The sequence below is a fragment of the Nereida ignava genome (assembly GCF_001049735.1).
GTDB lineage: Bacteria > Pseudomonadota > Alphaproteobacteria > Rhodobacterales > Rhodobacteraceae > Nereida > Nereida ignava.
The window spans coordinates 68,746-95,176 of sequence record NZ_CVPC01000009.1; the positions used below are offsets into that span (position 1 = coordinate 68,746).

A 26,431-nucleotide genomic window follows, 5' to 3' on the forward strand; every position below is an offset into this window, starting at 1 on the left:
CCATGCGTACTGAATTTACCGAAGAACAGTTGTTGGATCCGGCCACGGCACGCTCGAACAAGATCCTACGAACTTGTGTGCACTGCGGCTTTTGTACTGCGACGTGCCCTACATATCAGGTTTTGGGGGATGAATTGGACAGCCCTCGTGGGCGGATTTATCTGATCAAAGATATGCTGGAAAACAATCGTGCGCCTGACCCGGATACGGTCAAGCACGTTGATCGATGCTTGTCATGTTTGGCGTGTATGTCGACCTGTCCAAGCGGTGTGCATTACATGCATTTGGTTGATCATGCGCGCGAGTACATCGAACAAAATTATAAACGCCGTTGGGATGATCGTGTGTTGCGGTGGGTGCTGTCCAAGATTTTGCCATACCCCATGCGTTTTCGTTGGGCGCTTGCAGGTGCGAAATTGGGGCGTCCGTTCGCAAAGTTGATGCCTGATGCGCGGCTTCGGGCGATGCTTGAGATGGCGCCTAAAACGATACCGCCTGTTAGCCGCAAAGATGATCCGCAAACATTTGCGCCGAAAGCCAAAAAGAAAATGCGTGTGGCATTGATGACAGGCTGTGCGCAAAAGGCGCTCAACACTGACATTAACGACGCCACTATCCGGCTTTTGACCCGACTGGGGTGCGAGGTTGTGGTGGCCGAAGGCGCGGGTTGTTGTGGTGCGCTGACCCATCATATGGGCAAAACGTCTGAAAGTCATTCGGCGGCGGGTGCCAACATCAAAGCGTGGATGAAGCATGTAAATGGTGACGGTCTTGATGCTGTTGTCATCAACACAAGTGGATGCGGCACCACGATCAAAGATTACGGCCATATGTTTGAGGGCACTGATCTTGCGAGTGATGCCAAAACAATTGCAGGCCTTGCGATGGATGTATCTGAGGTTTTGATAAAGCTTGATATGCCACCGCTGCCTGAACAAAACATGACTGTGGCGTATCACGCAGCTTGCTCATTACAGCACGGCCAACAGATCAAGACGTTTCCCAAAGACCTTTTGCGAAATGCGGGTTTTGACGTGGTTGAACCGGCGGATAGCCACCTGTGTTGTGGGTCTGCGGGGACGTACAACTTGATGCAGCCTGCCATCTCAAAGCAGCTTAAGGACCGGAAAGTAAGAACCCTTGAGGCCAAGAACCCAGATGTGATTGCGGCTGGTAACATCGGCTGCATGATGCAAATTGGCTCTGCCGCAAGTGTGCCAATTGTTCATACAGTTGAGCTGTTGGATTGGGCGACCGGTGGTCCTTTGCCTCCTGCATTTGAGCGCGACGCGAGTGCGCCGCAGGTTCCCATCTTGCGTTAGGGGCTAAAGGCGGCCAAAGTTTGCCTTCAAAACTTTGGTAGAAAAATCTATGCGCTTTGCCTTTCTCTTGGTGTCGTTTTTTCTTTCGGCGACGTTTTTGTTGGCGGAAGACACGCGGCTTAGCCAGTTTCAAACAGGTGATGACAACCGTGGTTTTGAAGGTGTGGGTCAGCTTGATATAGCTGGGACGGGCTTTTGCACTGGTGCGCTTATCACGCCGCAGGTGGTGCTGACCGCTGCGCATTGTTTGTTTGATAAAGACAGCGGCACGCGGATTGATCACCGTACGATCCGGTTTCTGGCAGGGTTGCGTAATGGGCGTGCGCAGAGTTACCGTCAGGTCACACGCGCTGTTGTCGCCGAAGGGTATGATTATTCCAACGCCACTCCTACGACACGCATCCGCATGGACATTGCTTTGTTGGAACTTGAGCGACCGATCCGTGACACAAGAGTGAAACCCTTTTTGACGGACCGTTTGCCCATGCGGGGGGATAATGTTGGTGTTGTTTCATACGCCCATGACCGTGCAAGTGCGGCCTCAATCCAAGAGGTATGTGCAGTTTTGGGTAAGCAAGCCGGTGCGCTTGTGCTTTCCTGTGAGGTGGATTTCGGCAGTTCAGGAGCGCCGATTTTTCAGTTTCAAAATGGTGTCGCAAAGATCGTTTCTGTTGTGTCTGCTAAGGCGGAAATGGATGGACAGGGCGTTTCTTTGGGGGCGAACCTGCAGCAAAACCTGGAAGGTCTTGCCAGCCGCCTGAACGCAGGCGAAGGGCAATGGAAAGGACAATCAGGTGCGCGCAGCAAAACAATTTTAAGTGGCCAACGGTCCGAGACTGGCGCGAAGTTTATCAAACCCTAGCTGCGCACAACCTGAGGGGCTTGAAACGTTGCAAAGCCGTTCCCAACTATATTTCACGGTCGCCAATACTGGGACCGTCGAACTATTGGACCATGCCCAATCGGGATGGCCGCACATCTATCGCTTCTAGGAGGATACCCATGCGAACTCTTGATATGTCACCGCTTTACCGCGCCACTGTTGGCTTTGATCAGATTGCTGATTTGATGGACCGCGTCATGACGAATGACGCAGGCACACAAAGCTACCCACCCTATAACATAGAGAAAACTGACGAAGATGGATACCGGATTTCCATCGCAGTTGCAGGTTTTTCTGAAGATGATCTTGAGGTCGAGGTAAAGGAAAATGCTCTGCATATCACCGCCAGCAAACCCCAAGAAACCGCCAAGCGCACCTATCTGCATCGCGGTATCGCGACCCGTGCGTTTTCGCGGCGGTTCCATCTGGCAGACCATGTCCGTGTAACAGGTGCGGTCCACAAGGACGGTATGCTGCACATTGATTTGCTGCGCGAAGTGCCTGAGGCGTTGAAGCCGCGACAAATCCCCATTCAAAGCCAGCCGCCGGTTACTTCTGACGTGGTGGACGCGAAGGCTGTAAATTAAACCACGCTATCAATCCCGCTGAACAATAAAAAAGGCGCGGCATTATATGTGCCGCGCCTTCGTTTTGCCTGTCGTGTCGTCGGTCAAACGGACATGCACATGTATTTCAGCTCAAGATATTCTTCGATGCCGTGGTGGCTGCCTTCGCGGCCAAGGCCCGATTGCTTGATACCACCAAAGGGGGCGTTCTCGGTGCTGATGATGCCTGTGTTGATGCCAACGATGCCGTATTCCAGCGCCTCTGCGACTTTGTAAACGCGGCTCAGGTCTTTGGCGTAGAAGTAGCAGGCAAGACCAAAGATCGTATCGTTTGCCATCTCAATCACCTCATCTTCGTTCTCAAATTTGAACAAAGGTGCCATTGGCCCAAAGGTTTCTTCTTGGCTGACTTTCATCTCTTGGGTCACGTCGGTCAAAATGGTGGGCGCAAAGAACAGCGGGCCAGTGTTGTCACGTGAGCCGCCCATCAGCACTGACGCGCCTTTGGATGTGGCATCTGCGATATGATCTTCGACTTTTTCAACGGCTTTGGCCGAAATCAATGGGCCAAGGTCTGCGCCGTCAAAACCACTACCGATTTTCAATTTTGCCACTGCTGCTGCAAATTTTTGGGCGAAGGCGTCATAGACGCCGGCCTGCACATAAATGCGGTTTGCACAGACGCATGTCTGGCCGTTGTTGCGGAATTTGCACGCAATCGCGCCAATCACAGCTTCATCCAGATCGGCGTCATCAAACACGATGAACGGTGCGTTTCCACCCAGCTCCATTGAGCACTTCATCACTTGATCGGCGGCCTGAGATAGCAAAATGCGCCCCACAGTGGTTGAACCAGTGAATGTCAATTTGCGTACAGTCGGGTTTTCGCAGAACTCTTTGCCCGTTGATGAGGCGTCAGATGTGGTCACCACTTGGAAGAGCCCTGCAGGCAGTCCGGCACGGGTGGCCAATTCACCGATAGCCAAGGCAGATAGCGGTGTAAGCTCGGAAGGGCGGGCTACAAATGCGCAGCCTGCTGCCAACGCGGGCGCTGCTTTGCGGGTGATCATTGCATTGGGGAAGTTCCACGGGGTGATCGATGCGGCAACGCCGATTGGTTGTTTGATCACTGTGATGCGCTTGTCCGCTTGGTGTCCGGGGATTGTCTCACCGTAGATGCGTTTGGCTTGCTCTGCGAAGAATTCCACAAATGAAGCACCATATCCGATCTCGCCGCGTGCCTCGGCAAGTGGTTTGCCCATTTCTGCGGTAAGGATGATCGCGAGGTCTTCTTGCGCGGCCATCATCAAATCAAACCATTTCCGCAGGACCTGCGAGCGTTCCTTGGCGGCCAGTTTTGCCCATGCCTTTTGTGCGCTTTGTGCGTGACCAATTGCGGCTGCAACTTGGGCGCGCGACAGATCTGCGACTTGGGCTACCACATCACCTGTGGCAGGGTCGGTCACATCAAACGTGCCTTCATCGCCATCCACCCATTCGCCGTTAACATAGGCTTGGGTGCGCAATAAAGCGGTGTCATTCAGGCGTGAAATCAGGTCTTGTGTCCCCATTGGGAAAACTCCTCGTTCGTTTTTCTTGTTTGATGACACGGCGCGCGTAACCTGTCTAGCAACCATGGGTGTGCATGAAGAAGGTATAAAGACATGACGGTAAACAGTGCGCGATATCTTTGGAGATGGATGAGGTCGTCAGGCTTGGTACGCAAGGTACCCATGCAATGAGCTTGGGAGTGCTGTATTGGTTGGGTGTCGCGGTGCTGGCGGCATATGTCGGTTGGAAAAGTCTTGCGGATGATGTCACCCAACTTCGCAGTGTTGTGCGGACGCTAGGTGTCACACTTTTGTGGCTTGCAGGGTGGCAAACCCTTCTCGCGCTGGCCTACCTTGGATTGCGGACGCAGGGCGCGGTTTTGTATGAGCTTCAAGTTGTCCTCTTGTTGAGTGCCACTGCGGCAATTATCTGGATACCAGTAGGCGTGATCGCATATCTCGGACGCGCGCTGCGCGAACGGCGGTAACAGAAAAAGGGCGGATTGAACGATGTGGCGTATTTTGGTCTTGTTTCTTCTGGTGCTGACTGCGCTGTATGTGTGTCTGTTGATGTATTTTCGCACAGCACACCGCGAACGGCTGATCGCTAGATGGGCTTCTGAATTACGCGTAGGTGACCGCGATGCCTTCATCAATGAAGAGATGACCGGCTATATGAAGTCGCTCAAGCTTTGGTTGGCCGTGGTGATCTACATCGTCCCAATTGGTGTCGGTGCGACGCTGATTTACGTCCAGAACTTTATGTAGAAAAGAGCCTGTCCGATGCGTTTCATTAAGTGGTCGATTATTACCGTGTTTTGGCTGAGCGTCGGCTCGGTTCTGTATTACAGTCTGCCACAGCGCGACATCGTTCAGATCAAAGGGACCGAGATTTTGCGCGCTGATTTGTCCGGCTGGAACCGCGTGTTCTATGCGCAATCCGACAGCGGCAATGACGCGACCCTGCAAAACCGTGATTTACGGTTGATCAACACGCGCACGGCCCGCGAGCGGCCTTATGTATTTCGTAACGAAGATACGGGCTTTGGCTGGCCGTTTTATTTCAAACTCGACAGTTCAAACCTACAGGCCGAAGCCCAGTCTGTTGAGCGTGATGAGTGGTACGCTGTTACCCATTACGGTTTGCGCAGCGAGTTTCTTTCGATCTATCCAAACGCGATCAGCATCAGACGTGTCACAGGGCCGGATGTGCAGTTGATCCCTTGGTTCAATATTGTTTTCTTGACCATACTCGCAGCTGTCTTTTGGGCCGTTTGGGTGCGGTGGCGTAGGTTCCGCGTTGCCAAGATTGATCCGCTTTGGGACGAGGTTGATGAAAGCCTTGATGGAACACGCACGCGCATCCGTGGCTGGCTTGGCCGTTAAACCAAGCCGCTTTATTCGCCGTAAGGCACCCAGATATTTTTCACTTGGGTGGCATGCGTCAGCATTTGTTTCGTCTGGTCACGGCTCCAGTCTGTTTCTAGCCCGTTGTTGACCCATGTACGTTTTAGATTGCCCACGGACGCGATTTCGACAGCCTTAGACACATCCGCGTTGCCGAAACTCCAACAGGCCTCAATGCCCATGTGACCTGCAAGATGCGGCGCCAGTTCACTATGCGAGCCGGTTAAAATATTCACGACGCCCGCAGGGATATCTGACGTTTCCAACACTTGGATCAGGTCTGTCGCGGCCAATGGAAAAGGCTCTGAGGCGCACAAAATAACGCGGTTCCCCATCGCCAATGCAGGGGCCAGTGTGCTGATCAGACCCAACAGCGGTGCCTCATTGGGCGCGATAATCCCGATGGTGCCGATTGGTTCGTGCATTGCCATTGCGACACCGCGCATGGGTACATCATGGATATTGCCGTCGTATTTATCTGCCCAAGCTGCCGCACTAAACAAGCGATCAAGGGACGCTGCGACTTCGGCGGCTCCGCCTTTGCCGCCCTGCATGGCGTCAAGGCGCGCGGCAAATTCATCGCTGCGCGCTGCCAAGTTCTCGGCGAGATAGTATAGAATTTGCGCGCGCAGGTGGCCTGTTGTTGCGGACCATGATTTTGCGGCTTGGGTGGCTTCGGCAGCGTTGCGGATATCTTTGCGGCTTGCCAAGCTGACATGCCCCAAAAGGTCGCCCTTTTTGCCAAAAATAGCTTTTGAATATCCGCTGTCTGGACGTGCGTGTTTGCCGCCTATGTAAAGCTTGGCCGTACGGTCTATCGCGTCAGCGGGGGCTGCATCACCGGTATAGGCGGTCAGGGTGCCAAGCGGTTTGCGCACAGTTTTCGGCTTTGTGTAAGCGCTGAGCCCTTCCCATCCGCCTTCGCGCCCAAAGCCGCTTTCGCGGACGCCGCCAAAGCCGCTGGCTGCGTCCATCATGTTCGTGCCGTTGATCCAGACGATGCCGCTGACAAGCTTGGGGGCGATGTCTAGTGCGAGGTTGATGTTCTCTGACCACACAGAGGCGGCCAAGCCGTAACGGGTGTTGTTAGCAACTTCCACAGCCTCTGCGGGGGTGCGGAATGTAGTTGCGCACAGCACAGGGCCAAAAATTTCCCGCTGCATCAAATCATCTGCCGGATGCAGGCCCGTGATGAGTGTTGGGGGGTAAAAGCACCCGTCGGGGGCTGATGTTTGGAACAGCTCACCATCTTCGTTGGACGCCACAAGTGAACTGATTGCCTCAAGCTGAACTGGATCAACGATTGCACCCACGTCGATTGATTTATCAAGCGGATTGCCCACGCGGAGCGCTTTCATGCGGGTTTTGAGGCGTGCATAAACATCATCTGCGATGCCTTCTTGAACCAACAGGCGCGAGCCTGCGCAGCACACTTGACCTTGGTTGAACCAAATCGCATCGACCAGCCCTTCAACAGCGCTGTCGATATCGGCGTCGTCGAAAATAATGTAAGGGGACTTGCCCCCCAACTCGAGGGTCAGGGCTTTGCCGGTGCCTGCTGTGGCCTCGCGGATGATCCGCCCAACTTGGGTTGAGCCGGTGAACGCAATTTTGTCGACGTTCGCCGCCACGATCATTTCACCTACCGCTGCATCACCGGTCACAATGTTCACAACGCCCTTGGGAACGCCCGCTTGTTGACAGATTTGGGCAAATAACAATGCGGTGAGCGATGTGTATTCTGCAGGCTTCAGCACAACTGTGTTGCCCATTGCCAGTGCCGGCGCGATCTTCCAGGCCAACATCAATAGCGGAAAGTTCCACGGGATGATCTGACCGCAAACGCCCAGTGGTTCTGCGTCAGGCAACTCGCTGCGCATCAGTTGCGCCATGCCTGCGTGATAATAGAAATGACGCTGCGCCAAGGGCACATCAATGTCGCGGCTCTCGCGGATTGGTTTGCCATTATCGAGCGTTTCAAGAACAGCAAAAAGACGGCTGTGTTTTTGTAAAAGGCGCGCAATTGCATAAAGCACTTTTGCACGAGCGTGACCGTCTTTGGCCCATGTCGGCTGGGCCTTGCGGGCGGCTTTCACGGCGGCATCTACATCTGATTGATGAGCCTGACTAATCTGTGCCAGAGCCTCGCCGGTAGCGGGGTTGTTGCTTGCAAAGCCATTGCTATGCGCGGTGAACGCCCCGTCAATGAAATGTCCGAATGCTGCATTATGTTCGGCCAGCCACGCCATGGCCTCTGATGTGCTTTCAGGCGCGGTTCCGTAATCCATCGTTTCGAAAATGTCTTTTACTGTCATGAGTTATCCAATCGGATGGCGGTGGGTGGCGGAGTAGCGCCCCGTTAGATGATGTTCGAGTTGGCGCTCAATGTCGCCAAGAAGAGAGGAAGCCCCAAAGCGGAACAGATCGGGCTGTAGCCAGCGGTCACCAAGTTCCTCTTTGATCATCGCAAGATAGGTGATTGCATCCTTGGCCTTTGAAATACCGCCTGCAGGTTTGTAGCCCACCATGAGGCCCGTTCTGGCGTGATAGGCCCGAATTGCCCGCAGCATCGTCAGGGTCACTGGTAAGGTCGCATTGACCGGCTCTTTGCCGGTGGATGTCTTGATGAAGTCAGAGCCTGCCATCATGCACACCAAGCTGGCGCGGGCGACATTGCGTAACGTGCCCAACTCGCCTGTTGCAAGAATGGCTTTCATGTGCGCTGGCCCGCAGGCTTCACGCATTGCCTTTGTCTCATCATAAAGCGCCTGCCAGTTGCCTGTGAGGGCGTGACGGCGCGAGATGACGATGTCGATTTCACAGGCACCCGCCTTTACGCTTTCGCGGATTTCTTCAAGCCTTAGGTGCAGTGGGGATAGGCCCGCTGGAAAGCCAGTTGAAACAGCCGCCACTGGAATGCCAGTGCCCTCAAGGGCATTGACGGCGGTTTGAATCATGTCGTGGTACACACATACTGCGCCCGTCGTCAGGTTTGGCAGGCCGAAAATATCTAATGTTTGGGATGCAACGGGCTGTTTGGCCTTGGCGCACAGCCTGCGAACGCGCCCTTGCGTATCATCACCGGACAGGGTGGTCAGATCGATGCATGAAATTGCTTTCAGCAACCAAGCGGCTTGATGGTCTTTCTTGACGGAGCGGCGCGCAGGCAGCGTTTTGGCGCGTCGCTCAATCGCTGAGGTGTTGGCCTGAACGCTTGCGACCCAATCAAGATCAAGTGGGATGCCATCGTTGCGCGGCAGCGTGACAGAGGAAAGTTGAGACAAGGTTTGCATAAATTTACGATGACGCCTTTGCCGAATTGGTGCAAGATTTGCCCCACCGATACACCCAAAGTGAAACGGTGCAAAGCGCGGCGATCACTAGCTGTGCGACAAATCCTAGCCAAAAGGGGTCGGGGGCGCTAAGAGCTTGCCAAACCCAAGCTGGAGTCTCTGCCCAATGTCATTTGATCGCTCACTGAAAATCGCCCCTTCCATTCTGTCTGCGGATTTTGCCAATTTCGGCGCAGAGTGTGAGGCCGTTGAGGCGCAAGGCGCTGATTGGGTCCACGTGGACGTAATGGACGGTCATTTCGTGCCTAACATCACCTTTGGTCCCAGCACCTGCAAAGCGATCCGTCCGCACATCAAAGGCGTGATGGACGTACACTTGATGATTGCGCCGGTTGATCCCTACATCGAAGCATTTGCCGAAAGCGGCGCAGATTTCATCACGGCGCACGTTGAGGCGGGTCCGCATATCCACCGGACTTTGCAGGCGATCCGTGGTGCGGGTGCCAAAGCGGGTGTTGCGTTGAACCCCGCGACTCCTGCCAGTGCGGTAGAAGAGTTGCTTGATATGGTTGATTTGGTCTGTGTCATGACCGTGAACCCCGGCTTTGGGGGCCAGTCGTTTATCGACATGACCGCAAAAGTTGCCAAGCTGCGCGCAATGATTGGTGATCGCCCAATTCATATCGAAATCGACGGCGGCGTGACCCCTGCTACGGCACCTCTGGTTGCCAATGCTGGCGCTGATGTGTTGGTGGCGGGTTCTGCAGTTTTCGGTGGTGGATCAGTTTCAAACCCCGCACCTTACGGCGAAAACATTCGTGCGATCCGAGACGCCTGCGCCTAAGCTTCAGTGCTGGGTGTCTTGACGCTCGACAGTGAAGAAAAAGTCGTCCGGATGCTCTTGAAAAACCACGTCATTAGGCACGGTTTCAGGGCCGCCCAAGAACACGTTGGCCCCGAAGTGTTTGTGCAGCCGGCCCAGACGTTCCATGCGTGGGCTGGTTATTTCGGTGTAGAATTTCTCGAAGCTGTCTGACTTGCGGAGCGCTTTAATTTTGTCGCGGTGCGCAAGAACGCATGCGCTGTGCTGCGCCGAAATTTTGGGGTCCGACAACATTTGCGCAAGCTCCGCTTTGAGGCGGGGCACCATGCGCAGGATTGAGGTGTCTTCCTCTTCGTTGTTATTCATTCGGAACCAATAGGCGAGGCCCTGATCGCGATCGACATGATTGACGCGGCCGCGGTCGCGTTTGACCAAAAAGCTTTCAGCGGATCGCACCGCATAGTGGTTCAAGGATACCAGATCATACCCATAGGTATCGGACGTTGAGCGCCATGCGTTGCGAAAACTGTCCTGCGGCATCGGGCGGCCTGAGCCGTTCACCCACCGCAAACTGTCTTTGAGCTGTGGCCGCAATCCTTTGGGGCGGTGAACACCTAGTTTTTTGAAAATACCGTCTTGGCGAAACAGGGTTTTGAACCCCCATGCTTGGTGCGGTTTATTGGCAAATTCGCGCGCACATCTGGTGTAGTTTTCGGTGAGTAGATGATCCTCAAATTCATGGATTTCAGCGTTGCCAAACAAGCGCCATGTAATGCTGATCATGTTCGCATCGGGTACCGCATCAAATAAAGCGCCAAGCGTGCCGTCACCGGTGTGAACACAAATGAACTCGTCCACGTCCATTGATACGGCCCACGCAGAGTTTTGAACAATCGCCTCGTTTTCCGATGCAGCAAGGGCCGCGTGCTGTGGCTTTAGATCAGTGCCCTTAAACGGATTTTCGCGGTGTTGCAGATAGCCCTTTGCTTGGAGCAGATCCAGAAAAGTATCCGTTCCATCATCACAATCGTTGGTGTAGACAATGAAATTCTCAACGCCGATCGCGCGGTGATAAGCGATCCATTCAAGAATAAACGGCCCTTCGTTTTTCATGCAGGTTACGATCACCGTAGATCGATCGTTCGGATCCCTCTTACGCAGTTTTTCAGCAGGGACGCGGACAGGGGACGCCCCCCAAGCCTGCCGTGATAAAGCCAATAAATGTGAGTCTTCAACCAGCGAGGTTTTGGGCACAATCGCGCTGATGTTTTGGTGGCGATGGCGCATATTCATGCAATTGTAATAGAGCATCGCCTGCGCAGGGTCTGCATCTGCGCCGACAACGCGGATCATCCGCCAAACTGTATCGGGACCGGTTATTGATGGCGCGACACACCAGCGTTTCTTGGCTTTGTTGGTATCAAATTGCACGCAGGTATGATCGCTAAAATGGGGGGCGTGGCCCTGGCGAACCCGCCACGGAAAACATCGTCGCCCCGCCAAGGTAATGACACCACCTTGCGCTGATACGGCCGCGTCAAAAATGTTCTTGCCATCAACGGGCGCTAGCAAATCGCAAACTTCAATGTTTGCGACAGCCCGTGCTTTGGCCAGAAAGCGTATCTTGGCGATTTCATAGATTAACAGCTCTCTAAGTGGGCTATCCCAAGGCGACGGCGGCGGAACTTTCATCCGATCTTTGCCGGGGGCTGTTGGCGCGCAATAAGGGTGAGTTTCTGACGGCAGGGTCGCGTCACCCAATGGTAGCTGGCTGCGTAAGACCACAATGCGGGTCAAACCCACTACTGAGCGCAAAGCGTCATCAAGATGTGGGTCATTGGGCGCGCGGTCAACAATCAAGGCCGCTTGCGCGCCGTGGTGTTCATGGTGGTAGGTAAGCCAGTCGACTACGTCTTGCGGGCTTTCGCCGTTGCGTACTGAAAGCAATGTATTGAGGCTCTCAAAGAGATCAGTTTCAACTTTAGATGGCGTGAAAAGTGGTGAGTCTACCAGGGGTAGGGTGTTGTTATCGCTGGTGCCGCGCACCAACAGCCCTTCGCCTATGCTGCGCACATCGTCGATAGGATGCTCAGGCGTTGAAAACACGGTTTCCACGTTGGTGCCGCGGGCGAGATACGTGCGAGAAACACCATCGTCGATCACTTGATCCAACACGCGAACAGTGCCGCTTGGTATAGGAACATCCTTCGCTGGTAGGGTGCGAAACAGAAGGTCAGGCATTGCGATAGGCCTGCTGGAAACGGTGTAAATGGGCTTGTGCCATTTCGGCTGTCGGCGCTGATGAACTGCCCGCAAGCATCAACTGCCAATATCTCTGCACTGCGTCTGCGTCCTGCATCAATTTCTCAAAAGTACATCGGTGCCAGTTTTGTGCACGCGTCTCTATGTTCAAAATCTCTGGGGTCTCAATTGCGCTTCTGTCCGGAGGCGGTAGCGGATCATGGGTTTCGTCGTTCCAATTGCGGCTGACCCAATAACCAATATCAATATCACGCTCCATCTTGTTCGGCAGGCCCCGTTGCGCCTTAAGCATGAACTCTGCGGTTGAGCGGATTGAATAATGGTTCAGTTGCACAAGCGGGCGCGGGCAATCGTTGCCGAATAAATTGATCCTTCCGTTTGATGTTACGAATTGAGTGGGCAACGGGTTTAGGCCGTTGTCTACCCATGTCGCAGTCTTGTTTTTGATCGGTTTGGGCCGGTGGATGCCCGCCTCACGAAAAGCACTGCGTCGGAAGAGAGTTTTGAAAAAATGCGCAAGAGGTAGCGCGATGTCGCGGGGTGCGGATTGCGTAAAGCGGGTCGTTACCGGTTCAAACGATATGTTGTGACGCCCTGCGTTGCCAAACAGGCGCCAAGGCATGGCGATTGCGTCCGCACCGTCTGCGCGTTCGATCAAATCCCGCAGGTTTGTGACCCCTTTGGAAAGGCAGACATATTCATCAACGTCGATGAACATGATCCAGTCGGCAGCATGATACGCAGGGTCCTGTGCGGCGGTTTTCAGCGCTTGCCATTGAAGTGTTCGCACGCCCCCGTGTGTTTGTCGGTGATGGGTCAGCCAACCCTGAGCGGCACATGCATCAAGCAGCTGATCCGTGCCATCATCGCACTCGTTTGAGAACGCCAGAACGTGGTCAATCCCGATGGCGCGCAGATGTGCCAGCCAGTCAACAAGGTACGGTCCCTCGTTCTTGACGCAGGTAATTGCGAGTATGTTCATCGAATGCCTTCGTGGCTTGCTGCTCGTTACTGGCATGATGATAGCGAACCTTGCTGCAAAACGACAACCTTTGTTCCTTAAAATGCCAGCTAAATGCCTTGCTTTGGTAACAAACAGTTGGTGAAGTAGCGGTAGTTGATGAGTACCCACGTATGAAAAGCGCCAAAGGGGCGCTGGCTTCAGTGGGCGAGGTGGTGTGATGTCCAAACTTCCTAAAATAGCCAGCCTGTGGATTGGCGGCCGTCTTTCATGGCTTGAACAGCTGTGCCTGAAAAGCTTCGCGGATGCGGGGCATGAGACTACTTTGTATAGTTACAGCCCCATTGAGAACGTGCCCGACGGTGTGAAGGCTGCCGATGCGGAAGAAATTTTCCCGGCCGAGCCGATGTACCGCCATGCGCGCACAGGATCCCCCGCGATCCATGCGGATTTATGGAGACTGAATATGATCAAGCAAACCGGTCAAGTGTGGGTTGACGCGGATATGTATTGCTGGCGTCCTTTTGATATTGCGGGCGGGCATATTTTTGGCTGGGAGAAACCCAATCTTGTGTGCAACGCGGTGTTAGGCCTGCCGCAAGACAGCCCCGCGCTTGATATGATGTTGGCGTTTTTCAAAGATGAATATGCGATTGGTCCGTGGCTTAAGCCGTGGCAGCAAAAAGAGTTGCAGGCAGAAAAAGATGCGGGCCGGCCTGTTCATATGACAGAGCAAAATTGGGGCTTTACCGGACCTGCGGCAGTGACTTATTTCCTTCAGCAGACCGGTGAAATTGACAGAGCCCAGCCTGAGACGGGCTTTTATCCAATCAGTTTTCCTGATCGAAATCATATGATCATGTCGCGGTTCAATATTGAAGAGCGTCTCACAGAAGGTACTTACGGGGTGCACTTTTGGGCCCGCCGTATGAAGCCACGGCTTGAGGAAAAAGAGGGTGGCATTCCCCGCAGGGGAAGCTTCATGGCGGGTTTGATTGATAAGCATGCGATCAAACCGGATGACGCGCCAATCCCAACGAAGATTGTGACCGCACCGGCCATCGCGAGTGATCCTGACGGATGTGCGCAGATTGCTTTGGCTGCACTCGCCAAAGATGCCTCAATCGATGCGCTAAGTCGTAAATACCGCGTTGAAAAGTCCTTCATCAAAGAATGCCGAGACACGCTTGTGCGCAGCGCGCCATCACTTTTCAAAACGGGATCGTGATAATGGCGGATGACCTTACGCCGTCGCAAGAACCTAGAGTAAGCAAAGGTGACTGGCGCGCAGAGCTGGCGCATGTGGGTGAGCAACGTGGTTTTTACGAAGAGATCGGCGCTGAGCATACGGGTCTGTTTGTTCGTGGCGAAGGTGCAGGGGCCAAGACGTTAATCGTTACTTTCGAAAACCTTGACCATGTATTTGAAGGCGCGGATGACCGCATGCCATGGGGCTATGATTTTGTGACATCACGGGGGTGGTCGATGCTTGGGATGATGGCCCATGGCTGGACATGGTACCGCGATGAGCATGTGTTTGACTTCTTTGACCGGCTTCAGGCCGAAGGCTTTTTCGAACAGTTCGATAATGTCGTATTTTACGGCGCATCCATGGGGGGCTATGCTGCATCGGTGTTTTGCGCCGCCGCGCCGGGCTCAACGGCGATTTTGCTCAGCCCACAAGCCACGCTGTCGCGCGATGTTGCGCCGTGGGAAACGCGGTACCGTAAAGCATGGGCACGCAGCTATTCAGGACGGTATGCCTATGGTCCGGATCAAGTAGAAAATGCGAACCGCGTGCATCTTTTCTATGACCCCCGAGAACCGCTTGATGCGATGCATGCGGCACTTTTTCGGGGGCACAACATCACCAAGTACTACTGTCGGTTCATGGGGCATCGTATCGCGTCACTTTGGATGCGGATGGGTGTTTTGAAGCAGGTTGTGATGGGCTGCGTGGACGGCACGATGAACCGGCAAATGTTTTATAAATTGATGCGCGCCCGCCTACTGACTGTGCGGTACCAACAAGAGATGCTGCGGCGTTTGCAAAAGCTTGACCGGCCTTGGCTCATCGCAAATTACACCCGTGCAGTGCTTAATACCCGCAGAGGCCCCAAGTTTCGCCGCGCGCTAGCAAAGGCCGAAGCGCAGCTGACTGCCCAAAAACGAGGCAAATAATCCTGCTTTACGCTTTGGTCCAAAAAGCTTGGACCTATCGTAAGCTTGCCTGTTGCCAAATGCGGGCAAACAAGTTTCACTCTCACTTCGTCGTCATTGACATGACCGTTTTTGGGAGGAAACAAGATGAACAAACTACTACAACGTACCGCGATCGCAGCCCTGTCACTAGCATTTGCTGGTGAGGCTCTTGCGACTGAATGGAATGTCTCGCTGTGGGGTAAACGCCGCGCCTTTACTGAGCATGTCGAAAAGCTTGCTGAATTGGTTAGCGAGAAAACAGGCGGTGAGTTTACACTCAACATCAGCTACGGTGGCTTGTCTAAGAACCGTGAAAACCTTGACGGCATCAGCATCGGTGCATTCGAAATGGCGCAATTCTGTGCCGGTTATCACCGCGATAAAAACCCGTCGATCACTGTTTTGGAACTGCCGTTTCTGGGCGTAAGCAGCCTTGAGCAAGAGCGCGAAATTTCGCAAGCGCTCTATCAACAGCCCGCGGTCCAAGAGGATTTGGCCCGTTGGAATGCGACCCTTTTGATGCCCTCGCCACTGCCACAGTACAACATTGTGGGTGTCGGTGATGCGCCAACAACACTTGCGGCCTACGAAGGTCTGAGTGTTCGCGCCACGGGCGGGATCGGCAAAGCCATGGAAGCCGTCGGTGCTGTGCCCACATCTATGTCAGCGACCGAAGTGCGTCAGGCCATGGACAGCGGCGTCGTCAAAGCGGTCAGCTTTGCGCCCCACGCGCATATGTCATTCGGCACCATTGAGAACGCCAAGTGGTGGACCACAAACCTGAACCCGGGCACAGTCAACTGCCCAGTTGTGGCAAATACCGATGCGCTGAATGATTTGTCTGACGCGCACCGCGCGGCGCTTTTGGGCTCGATCGATGAGGCGCTTGATCACTACATCGCCACATACAACGGTGCGACAATGGACGCTTGGGGGCCTGCTTTGGATGAGCGCGGCATTGAGCGCGTGACATATTCCGACAGCGAACTGGCGGCGTTCAAAGACAAAGTGGCAGGCCCCGCGGCGGCAGCTTGGGTTGCGGACAACACCGCCAAAGGCTTGCCCGCGCAGGAGTTGCTCGATTTTGTGTCAGGCATGATTTCAAGCGGTAGCTAAGCACGACCTATGAGCTAAGCACCTCGCGCAAAATACCCGCGCGGGGTGCATTTTTGCCGGACATTACAGCTGGCAGTTATTTCAAGAATTTGATCCGCTGAGGGAGATACCGATGGCTGGCGCAGCAAATGTGACAACCGACACTTCCGTTTTGAGCCGCCTTGATCAGCAGCTTTTGAAAGCTGAGCGGGTCTTGGCCTTGTGCAGCGGTCTGGCCGTATTTGGCCTTATGGTGCTGGCTGTTGTTTCGGTCAGCGGACGGAATTTCTTCAACGCGCCCGTACCGGGCTACGTTGATTATATTGAGCAAGCCATGCCGCTAATCGCGTTCATGGGGGTCGCCTACACACAGCGCGACGGTGGTCACATCCGGATGGATATGTTGGTCGGGGCGTTGAAGGGGCGGCTTCTTTACGCGGTTGAGTTAATCACGACGCTGCTGATTTTGATCCTGATGGTCCTGTTAGTTTGGGGCACTTGGGCGCACTTCCAACGCAGTTTTGATTTCGGATCCCCGATGTGGAGCCGCGACAGCTCAATGGATATTGCGCTCCCTATTTGGCCTGCGAAACTTTTGGCACCAGTGGCCTTTTCGGTTCTGTCAGTGCGTTTGGCGCTTCAGGTGTGGGGGTATGGGCGCGCGGTTTTGACAGGGCACGCGGTGGCGGTACCGCTTCCGATTGATGCGGCGACGGCTGCCGCACTTGAAGCAAAAGCTGTTGAGGCGAATGACCGTAAGGAGGCCGCACATGGAACCGATTGAGATCGGCCTTTGGGTCACGGGTGCAATGCTGGTGGTGGTACTGCTTGGCATGCGGGTTGCGTTTGCTGCTGCTATGGCGGGCATGGTTGGGCTTGTTTGGATATTCTGGGCCAAGAAAGGCATGGCGCCCGATCAATTCATGTGGGCGTTGCAGGTTGCTGCCAAAACCGCCGGTCAGGTGCCGCATTCAAAAGTTAGCTCTCAGGCGCTTAGCCTCATTCCTACATTTATCATGATCGGTTATTTGGCGTATCACGCAGGCCTTACCAAAGCGCTTTTTGAGGCAGCCAAGCGCTGGATCGCATGGGTGCCCGGTGGCTTGGCCGTGTCCACCATCTTTGCCACAGCTGGCTTTGCTGCCGTATCTGGTGCGTCGGTTGCGACTGCGGCGGTTTTTGCGCGGATCGCCATCCCAGAAATGCTTAAGATCGGTTACGACAAACGCTTCGCAGCTGGTGTGGTGGCTGCGGGTGGTACGTTGGCCAGCCTCATTCCGCCTTCCGCCATTTTGGTGATTTACGCGATTATTGTTGAACAGGACGTGGGTAAGTTGTTGCTTGCGGGCTTTATCCCCGGCGTCTTTAGCGCGATCGTATACGCTATTTTGATCATCGGTATGGCGCTAACGATCAAGGGGTTCGGCCCGCCGGTACGCGGCTTTACGTGGGGCCAGCGTTTTGCGTCATTGCCACCGGCCTTGCCGATTATCTTCGTTGTCGTGATCATCATTATGTTCGTCTACAATCCGTTCGGCGGTGATGCTTGGGGAACGCCAACCGAAGGTGGAGCCATTGGCGCGTTCGTTGTCTTCCTGATGGCCGTTTATCGCGGGATGCGCTGGCCCGAGTTGAAGGCGGCGCTGTTGGAAACGGCAAAGCTGAGCGTGATGATCTTTACCATTATTTGGGGCGTTTTGATCTATGTCCGCTTTCTTGGGTTTGCGGATTTGCCCGGTGCGTTTGCGGACTGGATTACCAGTTTACCTTATGAACCAATGGCGATTTTGATCTGTATTTTGTTGGCCTATGCGGTGTTGGGCATGTTCATGGATGCGATCGGGATGCTTTTGTTGACGCTGCCTGTTGTTTATCCAGCTGTGATGGCCCTTAACGGCGGCGAAGCGGTTTCTGCAGCTGACAGTGCGTTTGGCATGTCTGGGCCGATGTGCGCGATTTGGTTCGGAATTTTGGTGGTGAAAATGGCCGAATTTTGCCTGATCACACCGCCCATTGGTTTGAACTGTTTTGTGGTTGCGGGCGTGCGTGACGACATCAGCGTGCAAGACGTTTTCAAGGGCGTTACCCCGTTCTTCATCGCTGATGCCATTACAATTGGCTTGCTGGTCACTTTCCCGTGGATTGTGCTGTGGCTGCCTTCATTGGCATAGGGTCACGGGGCAAGTGCCTTAGAGCCCTTCGCTAATTTGAAGTGCCTTCAAAGCAGCTCGCCATTGCATCCGCGATGTTGGCGATAAGGTCCGTGTAGGCCATTTCAGGTGTGCCGAGCGGATCAACTGTAGCAAAGCGTACATCAAGCCCTTCGGTGGCCACGCCAAGCAAACGCGTATCTGTCGCGGGCTCCGCGAAGGTGCATGTCACGTTTGCTTCGGTGAGTGTTTCGCGCAGGCTCGCAATATGCGCGGGACTTGGGCTTTGCGCATCGGTCAGGGTGATTGCTCCGGCGGGTTCAAGGCCAAACCGAGTTTCGAAATATGCAAATGCGTCGTGCAAAACAGCGTAAGATGCGTCTGTGTGCGGCGCCATTCTGAAGTCAATTGCTGACATGGTTTGCACTATTTCAGCCGCCGTCGTTGCCGCGTTTTGCTCGTAAGTTGCTTGGTTTTCGGGATCCACCTTCGACAGAGCCGCCGCAATTACATCTAACCACGCAATGGCATTGCTTGGGTCAAGCCACGCGTGTGGGTCAACAAGATTGCCCTGTGCATCTGTGTGATTGTGCTCGTCATGGTCATGGTCGTCGTGTTCTTTTTCGTGGTCATGCTCGTCGTGATCGTGGTCTTTATGTTCATCATGGTTATGGTCGTCATGTTCTTCCTCATGATCGTGCTCGTCATGGACATGCTCTTTTTCGTGATCGTGATCATGATCATCATGTTCGTCGTGTTTGTCCGCGCCGTGATCATGATGGTCGTGACCAAGATCACGCGGCTCGATCAGTTTTGTCGCTTCCGCATTCAAAAGGGATACATGCTCTGCGTTTTTGCTGAGTGTCTCAAGGGGTGCCTCTAACCACGGAGTAAGTGCACCGCCGATCCAGAAAACTACGTCTGCATCGCGTAACGCGCGGGCATCAGATGGGCGCAGGGCGTAATCATGTGGCGATGCGCCGGGTTTGATCAAGTTGCGCGGTGTGCCCAAATCACCCATCACATGTGCGGCAAGGCTTGCGACAGGGGCGATGTCAGTGACCACGTTTGGCGTTTGTGCAGCAGCAGGAAGCGCTGCCAGTGTGGTGGTTGTCAGCAGAGCTGTGAAACGGGAAGAAAACATGAGCAGAACCTTGGGAGTGTTATAATATCACGCGGGTTGATATATGTTATAGTATATCATAACAAGTCTAAAATGCGTCGGACTTTGCGGCGTATTGCAGGAGGTGCGCTGATGCAGCCAATCGGATTTAAATCCCATGATCACGGAACGTGCATCGCGCACAGCGTGACATCTGTGCAAAAGCAATGCGCTGAGCGGGGCCTTCAACTCACGCCCGTACGTCAACGTGTGCTGGAAATCCTGTTGGCAAAACATCAAGCCATGGGCGCATATGATATTCTCGCCGTTCTTAAGGCTGACGGTTTTAGTGCGCAGCCACCTGTTGCGTATCGTGCGCTCGACTTTCTTGTAGGCAACGGCTTTGCTCATAAGATCGAACGGCTGAACGCCTTTGTCGCCTGTTCGCACCCGTCGTCCGAACATGTGCCGGCATTTTTGATTTGCCGTGTTTGCGAAAACGTAGCCGAAGGAATTGCGAACTTGTCCGAGGATACCGTTGCGGCATCTGCAAGAGACGCTGGATTTATCATTGAACGCGCAGTAGTCGAGGCCGAAGGCGTTTGCCCAAACTGTGACGGAGCGCAACCGTGAAGACTTTGCTTGAAGCCCGCGATGTAGATGTTCGCATCGGCGCATTACGCGTTCTGGACCGTGTGAACTTTCGTCTTGAGCCGGGCGAAATCGTCACGATCGTAGGACCCAACGGCTCTGGCAAGTCGACATTTCTGCGCACACTGATTGGGGCGCATCAGCCGACGTCTGGCACAGTTACGCGCGCGGATGGCTTGCGCATTGGCTACATCCCGCAAAAACTACAGATCGACAGCACGCTGCCCATCACTGTTGCGCGTTTTTTAAACCTGCCCTCGCGGGTTGGGGCCACCAAAGTGCGTGAAGCACTGGCGCAGGCGGGTGTGGGCGATTTGGCACAACGGCCTATGGTGGGTTTGTCCGGCGGTCAGTTTCAACGGGTCTTGTTGGCGCGTGCGCTGTTGGCGTCACCTGACGTGCTGGTTCTTGATGAGGCAACTCAGGGGCTTGATCAAACGGGGTCGGCGTCATTCTACCGCCAGATTGAGGAAGTGCGCCAAACCCTTGGGTGTGCTGTGTTGATGGTCAGCCATGAGTTGCATGTTGTCATGGCCGCCTCGGACCGCGTGATTTGCCTGAATGGCCATGTGTGTTGCGAAGGTGCGCCGGAACATGTGGCCTCAGCGCCAGAATACCGCGCGCTTTTCGGCACAGGTACCCAAGGTGCATTGGCTCTTTATCGCCATGATCACGACCACGCGCATGATGAGGCCGGAAACTGTGTTCACGACCATCAAGAGGCCCACGGATGAGCTACCTAGATGACTTTTTGGTTCGCGCAGCGCTTGCGGGGATCGGTGTTGCGCTGGCGGCAGGGCCACTTGGATGTTTTGTCGTATGGCGCCGCATGGCCTACATTGGTGACGCGACAGCGCACGCGGCCATCCTTGGGGTGGCGCTTGCATTGGCGTTGAGCATTTCAGTCTCTGCGGGGATCATGGTGGTTTGCCTTCTCATGGCCACAGCTGTTTCAGGGATGAGCGGCAGGGGGCTGTCTGGGGATGCGCTTCTTGGCGTGATGGCCCACGGCACTTTGGCGTTTGGATTGGTTGGGGTGTCGTTCCTGCAAGGCAACCGCATTGATCTGAACAGCTATCTTTTCGGCGATATTCTGGCCGTCAGCCCGACTGATCTTGGGGTGATTTGGGGTGGCGTGCTTATCATCTTGGGACTGCTTTGGTGGCGCTGGTCCGCGTTGCTGACATCAACCATGAGTGAAGATTTGGCGTTTGCGGCAGGTATCAATCCGCGCCGCGAGCAGTTTGTTTTGACGGTTGCCTTGGCATTAGTTGTAGCTGTGGCGATCAAAGTGGTGGGTGCGCTTTTGATTGCGGCCTTGCTCATCATCCCGGCGGCAACCGCACGTTCACTTGCCCGTAGTCCGGAAACCATGGCCGTTTTGGCGGCCTTAATTGGCGCGGCAAGCGCGCTTGGTGGTTTGGGGGCTGCGTTCGCTTTTGATACGCCAACGGGTCCAACCATCGTCAGCCTTGCTGCGGTCTTCTTCACTGTGTCGGCGATGACCCGTTTGGTGTGGGGCGTGCGGGGGACTTAGTCGTCCCAGCTGATGTCAAACTTTGTGACGACTTGTGCAACTTGATCAGTCGTAAGGCCGTTTGCGTGCATGCCGCGCGTCATCATCGCAAGCCGCGCGCCGTCTTCCAATTCTTCGATCGCGTTGCAGGCCGCTTCAACGTCTTTGCCGGCCACCACAGGGCCGTGATTGGCCAGCATGACCGCACTTCGCTTGCCTGCTAAGCTTCGCACCGCTTCGCCCATCGCGGGATCGCCGGGTAGGAAAAATGGCAAAAGTTTTACGCGGCCCAATTTCATAATGCCGTAGGGCGTCAGTGGTGGGATGAAATTATCTGTATCTGCGTCAGGCATCATCGAAAGGGCCACGGAATGGCATGAATGCAAATGCACCACGGCGCCTGCAGTGCTGCGCGTGTCATAAAACGCTGTGTGCAAAGGCATTTCCTTGGTGGGGCTGTCACCACCAACATGGTGCCCGTTCGCGTCAAAACGGCTGAGCCGTGCGGGATCAAGGCGGCCAAAACTGGTACCCGTGGGAGACACCAAAAGTCCGCCATCTTCGGTACGCACAGAAATATTGCCGGTGCTGCCGTGCGTCAGCCCGCGATCAAAGAGTGATTTAGCGAGCGTGCAGATTTGCTCTCTGAGGTGGGTGTCGCTCATACCGAGCCACCCAAGACGCCCGCCGCTTTTTCAAAGAAATCAAGTGCACCAAAATTGCCGGACTTAAGCGCGAGGGTCAGGTCTTTGCTGGCGCGCAATGCGGGTACACCGGGGTCAATTTCAGGGCCGATTTCAAGCTGGGCAAGCTTTAGGCCTTCTACAACCGCGCCTGATGTCTCACCGCCCGCGGTTAACAAGCGGGTCACACCGCCCGCAACCAGCAGGGCCGCAACATCAGAAAAGAGCGTTTCAATGGCCTGCGACGACTGCTCAAGGCCGTATTCATTTTGGACCGATTTAATGACCTCAGGATCAGCCGAACTGTACGCAAGCGGGATGCCGTCAGCCTGCAGCGCCCATGACGCGATGTCTTGGGCGGTTTGGCGGCCCTCGATCACATTGGCGGCAATGATCTCAAGGCTGGGGTGTTTTTCTTTGTGACGCGTTACTTGTTCGCGGGTCGCGACCGAGCATGATCCAGACAGGGCCACACATTTGCCGTCCTGACTGGTCCAGTCGGGGCGGCTTGGGCTGCAGTCAAAATTTGCAGGTAGACCAAGCGCCACGCCAGACCCACCCGTAATTAACGGCAGATCGGCGGCAGCTTTGCCGATGGCTATGAGATCTTCATTGCGGATTGCATCAACAATGATGTGGGTGTTGCCAAGGGCGTGCTGCGCGTCAAGCTCGGCTGAAATCGCATCAGCGCCAGCAAACACTGTCGGGGCTGTGACATGCCCGACCGCATGCTGAGTTTGCAGACCCAACCAACGGCGCAGATCAGGGTCAGTCATTGGCGTGAGAGGGTGATGGCGCATGCCACTATCACTTAGTAGCTGATCTTGGACAAACAGATGCCCCTGATAAACTGAGCGGCCCGTTGTTGGAAAAGCAGGGCAGGCGATCACGCGTGTGGCGTTAAGCCGCGCGGCTAGCGCATCCATGACAGGACCAATGTTACCTTCGGGCGTACTGTCAAACGTTGAGCAATATTTGAAAAATATCTGCGTGCAACCTTGAGCCAACAACCAATCAAGCGCCACAAGAGACTGCTCAACAGCTTGGGCTACGGGAACGGATCGTGACTTAAGCGCAACCACACCGGCCTCAACATCAACAGATGCAGGGCCTGACGGAACTCCAGTGTATTGCGTAACGCGCATCCCGCCTTTGGCCAGCGTGTTTGCGAGGTCACTTGATCCAGTAAAATCATCACCAATACAGCCGAGTTTCATATGCTATCCGCCTGTTCATGTCGTTGAGGTAAGGGATAGCGGCTGGTCCGACGGATTGTCTAGGGGTATGTCCAAACACCCTTCGCTGTGAGCGGCAGGCTCTCTTCGGATATGCCTGATTGTATTGCGTTTGGCAGAAATAGCAGTATCAGGAATGCACGAAACAATCGAGTAGACCGCATGAGCCAAAACGCCGACGAAAGCCTGCCGACACAAATGGTGGGACCCGCCAGAGATTGGCTTAAAACCTTGGGCAAATACCGCGAACCGGATGCGTGGCGCAGCAGCTTTGAAATTGCTGTGACGCTTTGCCCGTTTGTGGTTCTGTGGGCCTGTGCGTGGTGGGCGTTGTCGGTGTCTTGGACCTTGGCGCTTTTCCTGTCGGTCATCAACGCGGCGTTCCTTTTGCGCCTGTTTTGTATCCAGCATGATTGCGGCCACGGTGCGTTTTTCAAAAACCGCGCGGTCAGTGATTGGGTCGGACGCGGTTTGGGGGTTTTGACCCTTACGCCCTACGATGTCTGGCGTCGCTCACATGCAATTCATCACGGCGCTGCTGGCGACTTGGGCCGGCGCGGTATTGGTGATGTGCAAACGCTGACCGTGTCAGAATATCGCGCTTTGTCGTGGGGTGGCCGGTTAAAGTATCGGGCCTACCGAAATCCGATCGTGATGTTTGGTTTGGGGCCTGGCTATTTGTTTTTGCTCCAAAACCGTCTGCCTTTGGGCTTTATGTCACAAGCGCGCTTTTGGGTAAGCGCCATGCTGACAAATGTTGTTATTCTCTGTGCGCTTGGCGCCATCGTTTACTTCAAGGGTCTGCAGCCGATCTTGTTGATCTTTATGCCAACCACATTGGTGGCGGCGACCATTGGTGTTTGGCTGTTTTACGTGCAGCATCAATTTGAGAACACGTATTGGGAAGAAACACCCGACTGGGATTTGCACGACGCAGCTTTTCATGGAAGCTCTCATTATGTTTTGCCGCCTGTGCTGCAATGGCTCACTGCAAATATCGGGATTCATCACATTCACCACCTGTACAGCCGCATTCCATTCTACCGGTTGCCGCAAGTGTTGGTCGACTGCCCTGCTCTTGGGACTATGAACCGGCTGACCATACGCCAGAGCTTTGCCCAAGCGCGGTTGCATCTGTGGGATGAGGAAAGAAAACGTTTGGTCGCATTTTCGCAAATCAGAACACCTGCAACCAGCGCTGTGCCAAGCTAAGCCATTCCCCCCACACTTGCAGGGAGCGCGGCGCAGGTTACTTACGGTCGACACGATCCAAATTGTATCACCGGCTCATGGCCGCTGGAGTAAGAAAACATGATTATTCTCGATGGCGGCATGGGGCAGGAACTTATCAAACGTGCTGGGCGGGCAACAGACCTGTGGTCGATGCAGGCGCTGTTGGATGCGCCGCAGATGGTCCGTGAGGTGCATGACGAGTATTTTGCCGCAGGAGCGTCAATTGCTACGACGAATACCTATTCAATACTGCCAGATCGGTTGTTGTCCAAAGGGTTAGGGGATCAATTGATCCCCATGACAAGAACCGCCTGCGAAATGGCTGTGGCTGCACGTGATGCGCACGGGTCGGGACTGGTTGCGGGATCGTTGGGGCCGCAAGGGTTTTCATACCAACCGGACCAATGCCCACCCGCGGAACAGGCGGCCGAGGTCTATGCTGACCTTGCGAGGTTGCACGCAAATTATGTGGACTTTCATTTGCTGGAAACGATGTCCTCTATCGATCAGGCACGCGGTGGGTTGATGGGGGCACAGCTCACTGGGCTGCCTGTTTGGGTCGCGTTCTCAGTTAGTGACGATGACGGCCGTTTGCTGCGCTCTGGAGAGCCTTTGGCAGATGTGTTGCCGCTACTAAAAGAGTATCGCCCCGAAGCGGTCTTGATCAATTGCTCATCGCCCGAGGCGGTTTCAGACGGCCTGAGCAGCTTGGTAGGTCATGACTTTAAAGTTGGAGCCTATGCAAATGGGTTCACCAAAATTCATGCAGACTTCAATTCGATCAACGCAACAGTTGATTTGTTGGAAGCGCGCACGGATTTGGGGCCAGATGCGTATTTGACGTTTGCAAAAGGTTGGGCCGCAACCGGCGCATCAATCATCGGCGGTTGCTGTGAAGTAGGGCCAAAGCATATCGAGGCACTGGCGGAGTATTTCGCAGAAGTGCGGTAACCTTGGCACATTTACGTCAAGGCTGGTCTCAATGATCGAAGTGCGGCCCTAGGCGTAGGCCGCGTCAACGATGAACTCGACCTTTAGCTCAGGACGCGCAAGCTTGGCTTCCCCGCACGCGCGTGTAGGTGCATGGCCGGCGGGGACCCAAGCGTTCCACACTTCGTTGAGGCCTGCGAAATCACTCATGTCGGCCAGCCAGATCGTGACACGCAGCATGTCGTTGCGCGATGAACCCGCCTTGATCAACAGCGCGTCGATTTTCTCAAGACACGCGCGTACTTGATCTTGGATTGTGTCACCCTCGGCAACCTGACCGGTTAGATACGCCACACCGTTGTGCTTCACGATTTTGGACGAGCGTTCGCCTGTTTCAATGCGTTCAATCATGGTGGGGCTCCTATGGCAGCAATGTCTATCGTTCAGGGCATATAATGCGCTTTGGTCAGTGGGGTACAGGGGGGGGGAAGCTGGCGGGGGTATAAGTTGGCCCGCCACGACATGTTTGGTCAACACGGTGATTGCCGACCTCATTCGTGACTAGGT

General features: G+C 54.6%; 26 protein-coding genes. 17 read left to right on the forward strand and 9 right to left on the reverse strand.

From position 1 onward, the window contains the following. Positions 1 to 2: 2 nt before the first annotated feature. The 3 genes from glcF to NIG5292_RS09020 all read left to right on the forward strand — a co-directional run bounded on the left by glcF (position 3) and on the right by NIG5292_RS09020 (position 2,792). Entirely contained in the window at positions 3 to 1,322 is a 1,320-nt protein-coding gene (gene glcF, locus NIG5292_RS09010; protein ID WP_048599204.1) for a glycolate oxidase subunit GlcF, read from the forward strand. 49 nt (positions 1,323 to 1,371) lie between these two features. Next, positions 1,372 to 2,184, forward strand: a complete 813-nt coding sequence (locus NIG5292_RS09015; protein WP_048599277.1) for a trypsin-like serine peptidase — start codon at positions 1,372 to 1,374, stop codon at positions 2,182 to 2,184. 140 nt (positions 2,185 to 2,324) lie between these two features. Further along, the gene (locus NIG5292_RS09020) at positions 2,325 to 2,792 is read left to right on the forward strand and encodes an Hsp20 family protein (protein WP_048599205.1); all 468 of its coding nucleotides are present in this window, start codon (positions 2,325 to 2,327) and stop codon (positions 2,790 to 2,792) included. Positions 2,793 to 2,875: 83 nt separating this feature from the next. Here NIG5292_RS09020 and NIG5292_RS09025 read toward each other — a convergent pair whose 3' ends face one another. Further along, a complete protein-coding gene (locus tag NIG5292_RS09025) occupies positions 2,876 to 4,342 on the reverse strand; it encodes an NAD-dependent succinate-semialdehyde dehydrogenase (RefSeq protein ID WP_048599206.1) in 1,467 nt (488 codons plus the stop codon). A 167-nt stretch (positions 4,343 to 4,509) separates the two neighbouring features. On the opposite strand from NIG5292_RS09025, the gene NIG5292_RS09030 reads away from it, so the two are divergent. The 3 genes from NIG5292_RS09030 to NIG5292_RS09040 are packed head-to-tail and all read left to right on the forward strand — an operon-like array spanning position 4,510 to position 5,707. Further along, entirely contained in the window at positions 4,510 to 4,809 is a 300-nt protein-coding gene (locus tag NIG5292_RS09030; protein WP_144412754.1) for a hypothetical protein, read from the forward strand. Positions 4,810 to 4,831: 22 nt separating this feature from the next. Then, the gene (locus NIG5292_RS09035; protein ID WP_048599208.1) at positions 4,832 to 5,089 is read left to right on the forward strand and encodes a hypothetical protein; all 258 of its coding nucleotides are present in this window, start codon (positions 4,832 to 4,834) and stop codon (positions 5,087 to 5,089) included. A 15-nt stretch (positions 5,090 to 5,104) separates the two neighbouring features. Continuing rightward, positions 5,105 to 5,707 (forward strand): DUF1523 family protein, encoded by a 603-nt coding sequence (locus NIG5292_RS09040; RefSeq protein ID WP_048599209.1) that lies wholly within the window; start codon positions 5,105 to 5,107, stop codon positions 5,705 to 5,707. A gap of 11 nt (positions 5,708 to 5,718) precedes the next feature. On the opposite strand, the gene NIG5292_RS09045 is transcribed toward NIG5292_RS09040, so the two are convergent. Both NIG5292_RS09045 and deoC read right to left on the reverse strand, forming a co-directional pair. Beyond that, positions 5,719 to 8,043, reverse strand: a complete 2,325-nt coding sequence (locus NIG5292_RS09045) for an aldehyde dehydrogenase family protein (protein WP_048599210.1) — start codon at positions 8,041 to 8,043, stop codon at positions 5,719 to 5,721. 3 nt (positions 8,044 to 8,046) lie between these two features. Then, a complete protein-coding gene (gene deoC, locus NIG5292_RS09050) occupies positions 8,047 to 9,021 on the reverse strand; it encodes a deoxyribose-phosphate aldolase (RefSeq protein WP_048599211.1) in 975 nt (324 codons plus the stop codon). 166 nt (positions 9,022 to 9,187) lie between these two features. Between deoC and rpe the strand changes: the two genes are divergently transcribed. Further along, entirely contained in the window at positions 9,188 to 9,865 is a 678-nt protein-coding gene (rpe, locus tag NIG5292_RS09055) for a ribulose-phosphate 3-epimerase (protein WP_048599212.1), read from the forward strand. 3 nt (positions 9,866 to 9,868) lie between these two features. On the opposite strand, the gene NIG5292_RS15135 is transcribed toward rpe, so the two are convergent. Continuing rightward, on the reverse strand, positions 9,869 to 12,085 hold the full coding sequence (locus tag NIG5292_RS15135) for a glycosyltransferase family 2 protein (protein ID WP_053084879.1): 2,217 nt from the start codon (positions 12,083 to 12,085) through the stop codon (positions 9,869 to 9,871). Next, on the reverse strand, positions 12,078 to 13,088 hold the full coding sequence (locus NIG5292_RS09065; RefSeq protein WP_048599213.1) for a glycosyltransferase family 2 protein: 1,011 nt from the start codon (positions 13,086 to 13,088) through the stop codon (positions 12,078 to 12,080). Before NIG5292_RS09065 ends, NIG5292_RS15135 begins: the two co-directional genes overlap by 8 nt. A 199-nt stretch (positions 13,089 to 13,287) precedes the next feature. Here NIG5292_RS09065 and NIG5292_RS09070 point away from each other — a divergent pair, with 199 nt between their 5' ends. The 5 genes from NIG5292_RS09070 to NIG5292_RS09090 all read left to right on the forward strand — a co-directional run bounded on the left by NIG5292_RS09070 (position 13,288) and on the right by NIG5292_RS09090 (position 18,535). Next, entirely contained in the window at positions 13,288 to 14,295 is a 1,008-nt protein-coding gene (locus tag NIG5292_RS09070) for a hypothetical protein (protein WP_048599214.1), read from the forward strand. A gap of 2 nt (positions 14,296 to 14,297) precedes the next feature. Continuing rightward, entirely contained in the window at positions 14,298 to 15,248 is a 951-nt protein-coding gene (locus NIG5292_RS09075) for a hypothetical protein (protein ID WP_048599215.1), read from the forward strand. A gap of 126 nt (positions 15,249 to 15,374) precedes the next feature. Continuing rightward, the gene (gene dctP / locus NIG5292_RS09080) at positions 15,375 to 16,385 is read left to right on the forward strand and encodes a TRAP transporter substrate-binding protein DctP (protein WP_048599216.1); all 1,011 of its coding nucleotides are present in this window, start codon (positions 15,375 to 15,377) and stop codon (positions 16,383 to 16,385) included. 112 nt (positions 16,386 to 16,497) lie between these two features. Further along, positions 16,498 to 17,148, forward strand: coding sequence for a TRAP transporter small permease subunit (locus NIG5292_RS09085; RefSeq protein ID WP_048599217.1), 651 nt, complete (start codon positions 16,498 to 16,500; stop codon positions 17,146 to 17,148). Next, positions 17,135 to 18,535 (forward strand): TRAP transporter large permease, encoded by a 1,401-nt coding sequence (locus tag NIG5292_RS09090; RefSeq protein ID WP_048599218.1) that lies wholly within the window; start codon positions 17,135 to 17,137, stop codon positions 18,533 to 18,535. The genes NIG5292_RS09085 and NIG5292_RS09090 overlap by 14 nt, the downstream gene beginning before the upstream one ends. Before the next feature lie 31 nt (positions 18,536 to 18,566). Here NIG5292_RS09090 and NIG5292_RS09095 read toward each other — a convergent pair whose 3' ends face one another. After that, positions 18,567 to 19,658, reverse strand: coding sequence for a zinc ABC transporter substrate-binding protein (locus tag NIG5292_RS09095; RefSeq protein ID WP_048599219.1), 1,092 nt, complete (start codon positions 19,656 to 19,658; stop codon positions 18,567 to 18,569). 111 nt (positions 19,659 to 19,769) lie between these two features. On the opposite strand from NIG5292_RS09095, the gene NIG5292_RS09100 reads away from it, so the two are divergent. The 3 genes from NIG5292_RS09100 to NIG5292_RS09110 are packed head-to-tail and all read left to right on the forward strand — an operon-like array spanning position 19,770 to position 21,804. Continuing rightward, positions 19,770 to 20,249, forward strand: a complete 480-nt coding sequence (locus tag NIG5292_RS09100) for a helix-turn-helix domain-containing protein (protein WP_048599220.1) — start codon at positions 19,770 to 19,772, stop codon at positions 20,247 to 20,249. Then, on the forward strand, positions 20,246 to 21,001 hold the full coding sequence (locus tag NIG5292_RS09105) for an ATP-binding cassette domain-containing protein (protein ID WP_048599221.1): 756 nt from the start codon (positions 20,246 to 20,248) through the stop codon (positions 20,999 to 21,001). Before NIG5292_RS09100 ends, NIG5292_RS09105 begins: the two co-directional genes overlap by 4 nt. After that, positions 20,998 to 21,804: a metal ABC transporter permease gene (locus NIG5292_RS09110; protein WP_048599222.1), complete on the forward strand. Its 807-nt coding sequence runs from the start codon at positions 20,998 to 21,000 to the stop codon at positions 21,802 to 21,804. The genes NIG5292_RS09105 and NIG5292_RS09110 overlap by 4 nt, the downstream gene beginning before the upstream one ends. Here the strand turns inward: NIG5292_RS09110 and otnC are convergent. Both otnC and otnK read right to left on the reverse strand, forming a co-directional pair. Beyond that, positions 21,801 to 22,448, reverse strand: a complete 648-nt coding sequence (gene otnC, locus NIG5292_RS09115) for a 3-oxo-tetronate 4-phosphate decarboxylase (protein WP_048599223.1) — start codon at positions 22,446 to 22,448, stop codon at positions 21,801 to 21,803. The two genes, NIG5292_RS09110 and otnC, sit on opposite strands and share 4 nt — an antisense overlap. Beyond that, the gene (otnK, locus tag NIG5292_RS09120) at positions 22,445 to 23,683 is read right to left on the reverse strand and encodes a 3-oxo-tetronate kinase (protein WP_048599224.1); all 1,239 of its coding nucleotides are present in this window, start codon (positions 23,681 to 23,683) and stop codon (positions 22,445 to 22,447) included. The genes otnC and otnK overlap by 4 nt, the downstream gene beginning before the upstream one ends. Before the next feature lie 180 nt (positions 23,684 to 23,863). Between otnK and NIG5292_RS09125 the strand changes: the two genes are divergently transcribed. Together NIG5292_RS09125 and NIG5292_RS09130 are read left to right on the forward strand one after the other, a co-directional pair. Then, positions 23,864 to 24,913 (forward strand): fatty acid desaturase, encoded by a 1,050-nt coding sequence (locus tag NIG5292_RS09125; protein WP_048599225.1) that lies wholly within the window; start codon positions 23,864 to 23,866, stop codon positions 24,911 to 24,913. A gap of 99 nt (positions 24,914 to 25,012) precedes the next feature. Continuing rightward, positions 25,013 to 25,885 (forward strand): homocysteine S-methyltransferase family protein, encoded by an 873-nt coding sequence (locus NIG5292_RS09130; protein ID WP_048599226.1) that lies wholly within the window; start codon positions 25,013 to 25,015, stop codon positions 25,883 to 25,885. A 48-nt stretch (positions 25,886 to 25,933) separates the two neighbouring features. On the opposite strand, the gene NIG5292_RS09135 is transcribed toward NIG5292_RS09130, so the two are convergent. Then, the gene (locus tag NIG5292_RS09135) at positions 25,934 to 26,275 is read right to left on the reverse strand and encodes a RidA family protein (protein WP_048599227.1); all 342 of its coding nucleotides are present in this window, start codon (positions 26,273 to 26,275) and stop codon (positions 25,934 to 25,936) included. Positions 26,276 to 26,431 lie beyond the last annotated feature (156 nt).

Coding starts and splice junctions, on each gene's coding strand:
- NIG5292_RS09110 (WP_048599222.1), top strand. CDS start 20,998: ATGAGCTACCTAGATGACTTTTTGGTTCGCGCAGCGCTTGCGGGGATC.
- glcF (WP_048599204.1), top strand. CDS start 3: ATGCGTACTGAATTTACCGAAGAACAGTTGTTGGATCCGGCCACGGCA.
- NIG5292_RS09090 (WP_048599218.1), top strand. CDS start 17,135: ATGGAACCGATTGAGATCGGCCTTTGGGTCACGGGTGCAATGCTGGTG.
- NIG5292_RS09075 (WP_048599215.1), top strand. CDS start 14,298: ATGGCGGATGACCTTACGCCGTCGCAAGAACCTAGAGTAAGCAAAGGT.
- NIG5292_RS09095 (WP_048599219.1), bottom strand. CDS start 19,658: ATGTTTTCTTCCCGTTTCACAGCTCTGCTGACAACCACCACACTGGCA.
- NIG5292_RS09135 (WP_048599227.1), bottom strand. CDS start 26,275: ATGATTGAACGCATTGAAACAGGCGAACGCTCGTCCAAAATCGTGAAG.
- NIG5292_RS09125 (WP_048599225.1), top strand. CDS start 23,864: ATGAGCCAAAACGCCGACGAAAGCCTGCCGACACAAATGGTGGGACCC.
- NIG5292_RS09045 (WP_048599210.1), bottom strand. CDS start 8,043: ATGACAGTAAAAGACATTTTCGAAACGATGGATTACGGAACCGCGCCT.
- deoC (WP_048599211.1), bottom strand. CDS start 9,021: ATGCAAACCTTGTCTCAACTTTCCTCTGTCACGCTGCCGCGCAACGAT.
- otnC (WP_048599223.1), bottom strand. CDS start 22,448: ATGAGCGACACCCACCTCAGAGAGCAAATCTGCACGCTCGCTAAATCA.
- NIG5292_RS09070 (WP_048599214.1), top strand. CDS start 13,288: ATGTCCAAACTTCCTAAAATAGCCAGCCTGTGGATTGGCGGCCGTCTT.
- NIG5292_RS09065 (WP_048599213.1), bottom strand. CDS start 13,088: ATGAACATACTCGCAATTACCTGCGTCAAGAACGAGGGACCGTACCTT.
- NIG5292_RS09130 (WP_048599226.1), top strand. CDS start 25,013: ATGATTATTCTCGATGGCGGCATGGGGCAGGAACTTATCAAACGTGCT.
- NIG5292_RS15135 (WP_053084879.1), bottom strand. CDS start 12,085: ATGCCTGACCTTCTGTTTCGCACCCTACCAGCGAAGGATGTTCCTATA.
- NIG5292_RS09040 (WP_048599209.1), top strand. CDS start 5,105: ATGCGTTTCATTAAGTGGTCGATTATTACCGTGTTTTGGCTGAGCGTC.
- NIG5292_RS09015 (WP_048599277.1), top strand. CDS start 1,372: ATGCGCTTTGCCTTTCTCTTGGTGTCGTTTTTTCTTTCGGCGACGTTT.
- rpe (WP_048599212.1), top strand. CDS start 9,188: ATGTCATTTGATCGCTCACTGAAAATCGCCCCTTCCATTCTGTCTGCG.
- NIG5292_RS09100 (WP_048599220.1), top strand. CDS start 19,770: ATGCAGCCAATCGGATTTAAATCCCATGATCACGGAACGTGCATCGCG.
- NIG5292_RS09085 (WP_048599217.1), top strand. CDS start 16,498: ATGGCTGGCGCAGCAAATGTGACAACCGACACTTCCGTTTTGAGCCGC.
- NIG5292_RS09020 (WP_048599205.1), top strand. CDS start 2,325: ATGCGAACTCTTGATATGTCACCGCTTTACCGCGCCACTGTTGGCTTT.
- NIG5292_RS09030 (WP_144412754.1), top strand. CDS start 4,510: ATGAGCTTGGGAGTGCTGTATTGGTTGGGTGTCGCGGTGCTGGCGGCA.
- otnK (WP_048599224.1), bottom strand. CDS start 23,683: ATGAAACTCGGCTGTATTGGTGATGATTTTACTGGATCAAGTGACCTC.
- NIG5292_RS09035 (WP_048599208.1), top strand. CDS start 4,832: ATGTGGCGTATTTTGGTCTTGTTTCTTCTGGTGCTGACTGCGCTGTAT.
- dctP (WP_048599216.1), top strand. CDS start 15,375: ATGAACAAACTACTACAACGTACCGCGATCGCAGCCCTGTCACTAGCA.
- NIG5292_RS09025 (WP_048599206.1), bottom strand. CDS start 4,342: ATGGGGACACAAGACCTGATTTCACGCCTGAATGACACCGCTTTATTG.